Origin of the sequence: Novipirellula sp. (assembly GCF_041583735.1) — a bacterium.
Classification (GTDB): domain Bacteria; phylum Planctomycetota; class Planctomycetia; order Pirellulales; family Pirellulaceae; genus Novipirellula.
On the sequence record NZ_JBFHFD010000748.1, the window covers coordinates 1 to 3,950 of the forward strand.

The 3,950-nt window shown below is 53.7% G+C and carries 5 protein-coding genes; 3 read left to right on the forward strand and 2 right to left on the reverse strand.

The genetic code is table 11. The features are described from left to right. Positions 1 to 100 precede the first annotated feature (100 nt). Positions 101 to 1,603 (forward strand): glutamate synthase subunit beta, encoded by a 1,503-nt coding sequence (locus ABX962_RS32055; RefSeq protein ID WP_372725727.1) that lies wholly within the window; start codon positions 101 to 103, stop codon positions 1,601 to 1,603. 125 nt (positions 1,604 to 1,728) lie between these two features. Next, the gene (locus tag ABX962_RS32060; RefSeq protein ID WP_372725729.1) at positions 1,729 to 2,583 is read left to right on the forward strand and encodes a hypothetical protein; all 855 of its coding nucleotides are present in this window, start codon (positions 1,729 to 1,731) and stop codon (positions 2,581 to 2,583) included. A gap of 126 nt (positions 2,584 to 2,709) precedes the next feature. On the opposite strand, the gene ABX962_RS32065 is transcribed toward ABX962_RS32060, so the two are convergent. Next, entirely contained in the window at positions 2,710 to 2,883 is a 174-nt protein-coding gene (locus ABX962_RS32065; protein ID WP_372725735.1) for a thioredoxin family protein, read from the reverse strand. On the opposite strand from ABX962_RS32065, the gene ABX962_RS32070 reads away from it, so the two are divergent. Then, complete coding sequence (locus ABX962_RS32070; protein WP_372725733.1) at positions 2,845 to 3,099, forward strand: rhodanese-like domain-containing protein; 255 nt, start codon at positions 2,845 to 2,847, stop codon at positions 3,097 to 3,099. The genes ABX962_RS32065 and ABX962_RS32070 overlap by 39 nt on opposite strands. Positions 3,100 to 3,157: 58 nt before the next feature. Here the strand turns inward: ABX962_RS32070 and ABX962_RS32075 are convergent, their stop codons facing one another. After that, the gene (locus ABX962_RS32075) at positions 3,158 to 3,880 is read right to left on the reverse strand and encodes a response regulator transcription factor (protein ID WP_372725731.1); all 723 of its coding nucleotides are present in this window, start codon (positions 3,878 to 3,880) and stop codon (positions 3,158 to 3,160) included. Between the last annotated feature and the right edge of the window lie 70 nt (positions 3,881 to 3,950).

A 3,950-nucleotide genomic window follows, 5' to 3' on the forward strand; every position in this document is an offset into this window, starting at 1 on the left:
CCCCCCCCCCCCCCCCCCTCGACTCTCCTGCAGCGGGCGATCGCATCTCGGCGGCGTCCATTACCGAACAACCACCACAACGACAAGATTGAGAATAGCTATGGGAAAGCCAACCGGATTCAAAGAGTTTGATCGCAAAAAAGTCGCCTGGCGACTGCCCGTTGTCCGCATCAACGACTACGACGAAATCTACACCGAACCCCGCGTCGAGCATCTGCGTGAACAAGGCGCCCGGTGTATGGATTGCGGCGTGCCGTTTTGCCAATCCAGCAGCGGTTGCCCGATCGATAACTTGATCCCCGAGTGGAACGACTTGGTTTACAACGACCGCTGGAAAGAAGCGATCGAACGACTTCACAAAACCAACAACTTCCCCGAGTTTACCGGCCGCGTGTGTCCGGCACCGTGCGAAGGTTCGTGCGTGCTTGGGATCACGAATCCTCCGGTGACGATCAAGAACATTGAAAACGCGATTGTCGATCGTGCTTGGGAAGAAGGTTGGATCCATCCGGAACCACCCACCTCGCGGACCGGCAAAAAGGTGGCGATCGTCGGTAGCGGGCCTGCGGGATTGACCGCCGCGGATCAGTTGAACAAGGCTGGCCACGAAGTCACGGTCTATGAACGGGCCGACCGCATCGGAGGACTGCTGCAATACGGCATCCCCAACATGAAACTTTCTAAAGAAGTGATCCAGCGCCGGATCGACAAGATGACGGCCGAAGGCATCAAGTTTGTGACCGGTGTGAATGTCGGCGAAGATGTCGATGCCAAGGAATTGACCAACGACTTTGACGCGTTGTTGTTGGCTTGTGGAGCGACCAAGCCTCGTGATTTGCCGATCGCAAACCGCGATGCCAATGGGGTTCACTTTGCAATGGAATTTTTGACGGCGAACACCCAACAAAGCGTACACGGCGACGCCCTCGGCGATGCATTCATCAGCGCCGAAGGCAAAGACGTGATCGTGATCGGGGGTGGTGACACCGGTACCGACTGTATCGGAACGAGCATCCGTCACGGTTGCCGAAGCTTGGTGAACTTTGAATTGTTGCCGCAGCCGCCCGAAGACCGTGCACCGGACAATCCATGGCCTGAATGGCCGCGTATTTTCCGCGTCGATTACGGTCACGAAGAAGCCACGGCAAAGTTCGGCCGCGATCCTCGCGAATACCAAATCCTCAGCAAGGAATTCCTCAAGGATGAAGCTGGCAACTTGCGTGGTATCAAAACCGTGCAAGTCCAATGGACCAAGGGCGACGACGGCGGTTGGAAGATGGCCGAAGTCGAAGGCAGCGAAAAAGAATGGCCAGCCCAGTTGATCTTGCTGGCGATGGGCTTCCTGGGGCCTGAGCAGTATATCGCCAAATCGCTCGGCATCGAATGCGATCCACGCAGCAATTACCAAGCGACGCATGGTGAGTTTACCACCAGCATCGAAGGGGTCTTTGCCGCAGGCGATTGCCGTCGTGGCCAAAGCTTGGTCGTATGGGCGATCAACGAAGGTCGTGGTGCGGCACGAGCGATTGACATCTACTTGGAAGGATCCAGTTCGCTGCCAGCCCCTGGCACCACGATGGGCACTTCGATGGAAGTCAGCTAAGCAACTTGCTTAGCCGATGCCGAATCGTTTGTGAATTCTTGGAAGCTTCCCGTTTCACGACGGGAAGCTCTAAACTAATCTGGATGCACTGAATTGCTCGACGCCTCCAAATAAGTGCATCACCGATGGGAAAACCCAAAAACAAGAAGTCGGATAAGGCTAAGTCAAAAGCCGCCAAGCCATCGCAAGCAGAATTGGCCGACAAATTCGACTGCTACCAAAAATCGGTTCAAACACCGGAGCATGAAGTCGAGTTTTTTGAGCAAGCCTATCGCGACTTTTACAACAAGAAACCGCTCACGCTACGCGAAGACTTTTGCGGTACCTTTGCGATCTGCTGCCACTGGGTGCAATCCGATCCCGAGCGGACCGCCGTCGGCGTCGATCTGTGTGGCGAAACGCTCGATTGGGGCCGCGAACATAACCTCGCAACGCTTAGCGAGGGGCAACAGAGCCGTGTGAAGTTGCTGGAACAAGATGTTCGCAAACGCAATCGCCCTCAAGTCGACATTCTGTCGGCTCAGAACTTTTCGTTCTGGATCTTTAAAACGCGAGCCGAAGTGATTAATTACTTCAAAGCCGCTCGTGCGAATTTGAAGAGCGAAGGCGTAATGGTGATGGACATGATGGGGGGCGGCGAATGTTACACCGAAGAACACGTCGACAAACGCACCATCAAAAAAGGACGCAAAGGGTTTCGTTACGAGTGGGAACAAGCCTCGTTTAACCCTATCAACGCGGACGCGAGTTTCTATATTAGTTTCAAGTTCAAAGACGGCAGCAAACTAAAACGAGCGTTCGAGTACCACTGGCGTTTCTGGACGATCCCCGAAGTCCGCGAGATGCTCGCCGAAGCGGGTTTCAGCGAGAACCATGTCTACTGGGAAATCGAAGACAACGACGACGATTCGCATTGGGAGCGAAGCGAAACCGCATCAAGTGACCCGAGTTGGATCTGCTACATCGTCGCCGCCAAGTAACGCGACATCATCGGCCGCATTGCGCCGAACGATCCTCGATGAGAAACGGTGGGTAAAGTGGCAAACGTTTCTACCGCTCCGCACGCGCACGGCTCGAAGAGCCGTGCGACATTGCCGAACCAATCGTCATTTTGGCAATACTTTGAGTAGTTGTTCAGCATCGACGAAACCCGATCGCTGCAGCTCGTTGCCATCGGTATCGACCAACAAAATGGTCGGTACAAACTCAACGCCAAACTTGATCGCGGACGTTTCACCTTGTTGGATCTGCGTCCAGCGTCGGAATATGATCAAGGGCATTTGCCCAAAGCGAGAAACGTTCCGTTTGCCTCGCTTGCCGAAACGGCAGCAAAGTTATCCAAATCAGCAACTATGCTGGTCTATTGCCGCGGCCCATTTTGCGCGGCTGCCTTTGCGGGAAATCGCTGGCTTCGAGAACATCAATTCAAGTCGCAACGTTTGCGTTTCAGCGTCCCGGAATGGAAAGCGGCAGGGCTCAGCATCGAGCGTCACTAAAGACTGGGTGACTTCGCCGAGGGGGGGACATCAAACATTCAAGCAGGAAGCCTGCTTTCTAGTCGATAAAGCCCACACGCACGGCTTTGACCGCGGCATCGGTTCGATCGTTGGCGCCAAGTTTTCGCAGAATGTTTTGAACGTGCTCTTTCACCGTTTCGACGCTGATCATCAGCGACTTGGCAATCTCTTTGTTGCTGAGTCCCAACGCGATGTGCAGCAACACCTGCGATTCGCGGCTTGTCAAAGGCCAATCACATGCAAATTTGGTGAGATCGACTTCATTGAGCATCTTCTCACGAATTTGATGGAAACGCCCCTCGGGGACAGCCCCTTGGGAGTTGATCGCGCGTGAGACGGCATCGATCAAACCTTGTCGCTCGGTGTTCTTGAGGACGTAATCGTTGGCCCCCAGAGCGGCGGCGCGAGCAATGTAGGTCGGATTATCGTAGCTGCTAAGCACTACAACCGGCACATCGAATTCGGATTGCCGAATTTTCTCTAGTAACTCGAGGCCGTTCATTTCCGGCATTCGGATATCCATAATCACAGCAGCGAACGGCTGCTGAGCCATGAATTTCAATGCCTCTTCCGAGGTACCTGTCGACATCGCGACCTGCATGGAAGTCCCATTAAACATGCATTTTAAGCCAAAACGTGCGGCTTCGTGATCGTCGACAACCAGTAGTTGGGGGGACATGCTTGCTTCCAGAAAAACGATGATTGTGAACGTGCTGTAGAACTTGTGATGTCGACGATTGTTCACTGTTTGTGTACTCAACACTAGCCCACTTTATTCGCTAAAGCATTGATAAAAAAGCACTTACAGTCAGAACGGAGCAAAAAACCAC